The sequence below is a fragment of the Methylobacterium sp. WL18 genome, from assembly GCF_008040015.1.
In the GTDB taxonomy this organism is placed as follows: domain Bacteria; phylum Pseudomonadota; class Alphaproteobacteria; order Rhizobiales; family Beijerinckiaceae; genus Methylobacterium; species Methylobacterium mesophilicum.
Genome location: NZ_VRVD01000438.1, coordinates 1 through 3,973, shown reverse-complemented (window position 1 = coordinate 3,973; position 3,973 = coordinate 1). Strand labels below are relative to the sequence as shown.

2 protein-coding genes and 2 pseudogenes are annotated in these 3,973 nt (G+C 70.7%); all 4 read right to left on the bottom strand.

Features of this window, described 5'->3' with window-relative positions:
• Positions 1-114 (bottom strand): annotated as a pseudogene (locus tag FV228_RS34355) (2-deoxy-D-gluconate 3-dehydrogenase); the annotation flags it as partial.
• A 1-nt stretch (position 115) separates the two neighbouring features.
• On the bottom strand, positions 116-1,294 hold the full coding sequence (gene bktB, locus FV228_RS22435; protein ID WP_147856622.1) for a beta-ketothiolase BktB: 1,179 nt from the start codon (positions 1,292-1,294) through the stop codon (positions 116-118).
• A 261-nt stretch (positions 1,295-1,555) separates the two neighbouring features.
• Positions 1,556-2,761, bottom strand: coding sequence for an acyl-CoA dehydrogenase family protein (locus FV228_RS22425; RefSeq protein WP_147856621.1), 1,206 nt, complete (start codon positions 2,759-2,761; stop codon positions 1,556-1,558).
• A 295-nt stretch (positions 2,762-3,056) separates the two neighbouring features.
• Positions 3,057-3,973, bottom strand: a pseudogene (locus tag FV228_RS22420) (DNA mismatch repair protein MutL); the annotation flags it as partial.

Below are 3,973 nucleotides of genomic sequence, written 5' to 3'. Positions count from 1 at the left end.
GAGCGACAGGCGGGCGCCGGCTTTAGCCAGCGTGCCGGCGAAGTGGCGGCCGAGGCCGCTGGAGGCGCCGGTGACAAGCACGTGCCGGCCGGTGAGATCGAACAAGCCGGCCATCTCAGTGCAACCGCTCGATCGCCATGGCGATGCCCTGTCCGCCGCCGATGCACATGGTGACGAGCCCGTAGCGGCCATTGACCCGGGCGAGTTCGTAGAGCGCCTTGACGGTGACGATCGCCCCCGTAGCGCCGAGCGGGTGGCCAAGCGCGATGGCGCCGCCGTTCGCGTTGACCTTGGCGGGGTCGAGATCCAGGGCGCGGGAGACCGCGCAGGCCTGGGCCGCGAAGGCCTCGTTCGATTCGATCACGTCGAAGTCGGCGGCGCGCAATCCCGTGCGCGCCAGCAGGCGCTCCACGGCCGGCACCGGACCCATGCCCATCTCGGAGGGATCGACTCCGGCATGGGCGTAGCCGACGATCCGGGCGAGTGGCCTGGACCCGTCACGCTCGGCCGCCGCCGCGCTCGCCAGCACGACGATCGCCGCGCCGTCATTGAGGCCGGAGGCGTTGCCGGCGGTGACGCTGCCGGTCTTGGAGAAGGCCGGGCGGAGCTTAGCGAGGTCCTCGGCGCTGGTGGCCTTCGGGTGCTCGTCGGTGTCGAATCCCACGGTCTCGCGCTTGCGCTGGACCGCGACGGCCAGGATCTGCTCGCGGAACCGGCCCTCGCGGATCGCATGGGCGGCCCGGGCCTGGCTCTCGGCCGCGAACGCGTCCTGCATGGCCCGGGAGATGCCGTAGCGCTCGGCCACGTTCTCGGCGGTGACGCCCATATGGCCGTTGCCGAACGGGTCGTTCAAAACGCCGACCATGTAGTCGATCAGGGTCGCGTCGCCCATGCGCTGGCCGAACCGCCCGGTCTCCAGGAGATGCGGCGACCGGCTCATGCTCTCGGCGCCCCCGGCGACCGCCACCTCGGCATCGCCCAGCATGATCGCCTGCGCGGCCGAGACAATCGCCTGCAGGCCGCTGCCGCACAGGCGGTTGACCGTGAGCGCCGGCACGGCCTGGGGGATCCCGCCCTCCATGGCGGCGACCCGGGCGATGTAGGCATCGCGCGGCTCGGTCGGGATGACGTTGCCGATCACCACGTGGCCCACCGCCTCCGGCGCGGTCCCTAACCGCTTCAGCGCTTCCGCGACGCATTGCGCCGCCAGCTCGGCCGGCGGGATCGCCGCGAGCGAGCCCCCGAAGGTGCCGATCGCGGTGCGCACCGCGCCGGTGATCACGACATCCGTCATGTCTCTCGGACCTTTCCTCTCGTCGGCTGAGCGCCGATCCGGGCGCTCCCGGTGCCGGTTTTTGTTCTTTGCTGGCGAATGAGCGGACAAACGGTCATCGCAACCGCGCCGTCATCCTCAGGTGCCCGCATCAGCGGGCCTCGAAGGCGCCCTCCAGTCCGTCGCGCGATCCCTGGAGGCCTCCTTCGAGGCGGCTTGGCCGCACCTCAGAATGAGGACGGTGGATTGGACGTCCACCTTGCCCCGGTGGGAGGACAACCGTCACCCCTCCAAACCCCAGGTCCAAAACGAATCGCCCTCGGCTTCGAGGTTGCGGTTGAGCACCATCTTGTGGACTTCGTCGGCCCCGTCCACCAGCCGGGCCTGGCGGGCGTAACGGTAGATCCATTCGAGCGGCGTGTCGGTGGAGTAGCCCCGGGCGCCGTTGATCTGGATCGCGATATCGGCCGCCGCGTGGATCAGGTTGGCCACGTGGACCTTGGCCATCGAGACTTCCTTGCGGGCAAAGCTGCCCTGGTCCAGCGCCCAGGCGGCCTTCATCACCAGCAGCCGGCCGATCTCGATCCGCATGGCGAGGTCGCCGAGCATGAGCTGGATGCTCTCGCGGTCGGCGAGCCGGATGCCGAAGCCGTGCCGCTCGCCCGCATAGGCCCGGGCGATCTCGACGCAGCGCTTCGACAGGCCGAGCCAGCGCATGCAGTGCGTGAGCCGCGCCGGACCGAGGCGGATCTGCGTCAGCTTCAGACCGTCGCCTTCGGTCATCAGGACGTTCTCGGCCGGGATCTCCAGCCCGTCGAACAGCAATTCGCAGTGGCCGCCGTGCTCCTCCGGGCCCATGATCGGGATCCGGCGCAGGATCTCCCAGCCGGGCTGGTCCTTGTGGAACAGGAAGGCGGTGAGCCCCTTGCGGGCGTCGTCGGAGGTGCGCGCCATCAGGATGAAATGGGCGGCCTCCTCGGCCCCGGTGATATACCATTTGCGGCCGGTGACGACGTAGGTGTCGCCCCGGCGCTCGGCCCGGGTCTGGATCATGCCAGGATCGGAGCCGCCACCGGGATGCGGCTCGGTCATGGCGAAGGCGGAGCGGACCTCGCCGCGCACGATCGGGTCGAGCCAGCGCGCCTTCTGGGCCGGGGTCGCGACCTTCTCCAGCACCATCATGTTGCCGTCGTCGGGGGCGGCGGAGTTGAACACGACCGGCCCGAAGATCGAGCGGTTCATCGCCTCGTAGCAGACCGCCATGCCGACCTTGTCGAGGCCGGCCCCGCCGGTCTCGGGCTTGAGCTGCAGGCACCACAGCCCCTCGGCCTTCGCGAGGCCGCGCAGCCGCGCCAGCTCGGTGAGGCTGATATTGCCGTGCCCGTCATAGGCCGCCGGGTCCGATTCCAGCGGCACGACATACGCATCCACGAAGGCCGCGATGCGCGCGCGGTAATCCTCGACGCGGCGGGAGATGGTGAAATCCATGGTCGCGGGCTCCGGCGGCGGCGCGATGCGGGTCAGAGAGGTTGATGCGCGAGAGGAGGGGTATCAGGTCTTCGGTCCAGAAAAAGCACGCCCCCGAAGTCGGCATCGTGGGACAGGCGCTGGCTGGTGTCGCGCCCCGCCCGCAGGCGACGTTGGCTAAGACGTGGCGGAGACGAGCGGTTTCTCCAGGGCCGATCGGACCTGTTCGGGCATCCGATCGATGACGTGGAGATAGCCGAGCGCAGCCGGATCCGGCTTACGTCGGCCGGTCTCCCAATTGCGGATGGCCGACAACCTATCGGCGGCCGAACAGCCGCTCGATATCGGACAACTTCAACGCGATCGAGGTCGGGCGGCCGTGGTTGCATTGCCCGGAATTGGGCGTTGCCTCCATCTCGCGCAGGAGCGCGTTCATCTCCTCCGGGCGCAGGCGACGGCCGGCGCGGACCGAGCCGTGGCAGCTCATGCGCGACAGGATCGCGTCCAGGCGCCGCCCGAGCGGGCCGCCCTCTGCCGCGGGGGCTCCACCCTCCTCATCGCCGCTGGCTTCCAGCGCGTCGAGGATATCGGTGACGAGATCGCGCACGGAGGCGCCGACCAGCGCGGCCGGCACCTCGCGCACCAGCACGGCACCGGTGCCGAACGCCTCGATCGACAGGCCGAGGCGGTCGAGGTCCGGGGCCGCGGCGACAAGGCGCTCGGCGGCGTCCGGGCTCATCTCGATAACGTCTGGGATCAGCAGGCCCTGGCGGGCGATGCCGCCCTGGGCCCGCTCCGCCTTCATGCGCTCGTAGACCAGGCGCTCGTGGGCGGCGTGCTGATCGACGATCACCAGGCCGTCCCGGGTCTGGGCCAGGATGTAGGTCTCATGGATCTGGGCTCGCGCCGCGCCGAGCGGGTGGTCGATGGCCTCGGCCGCCTCGACCACCGGCCGGACATCCGCCTGGGGTGGGGCTGCGAGATCCGCCTCGGGCGACGGCGCGAACGGTGCCTGCGGAGCCTCGCCGAACCCCTGCGTGTCGCCGAAGACGGGCTCCGGCTCGGGTGTCGGTTGCCAGCCGTCCGGCCTCCAGCCTTGGGCTCGGCTGTAGCCCGACGGCGCCGCCACCGAGGGCGTGTTCGCCGGGAAGAAGCTCGGGCGGGCGGACCGGAACAGGCTCGGCGCGGCAGCGCCGGTATGGGTCGCGAGCGCGGGGCCGGCCGGCCGCAGGG

Coding starts and splice junctions, on each gene's coding strand:
- bktB (WP_147856622.1), bottom strand. CDS start 1,294: ATGACGGATGTCGTGATCACCGGCGCGGTGCGCACCGCGATCGGCACC.
- FV228_RS22425 (WP_147856621.1), bottom strand. CDS start 2,761: ATGGATTTCACCATCTCCCGCCGCGTCGAGGATTACCGCGCGCGCATC.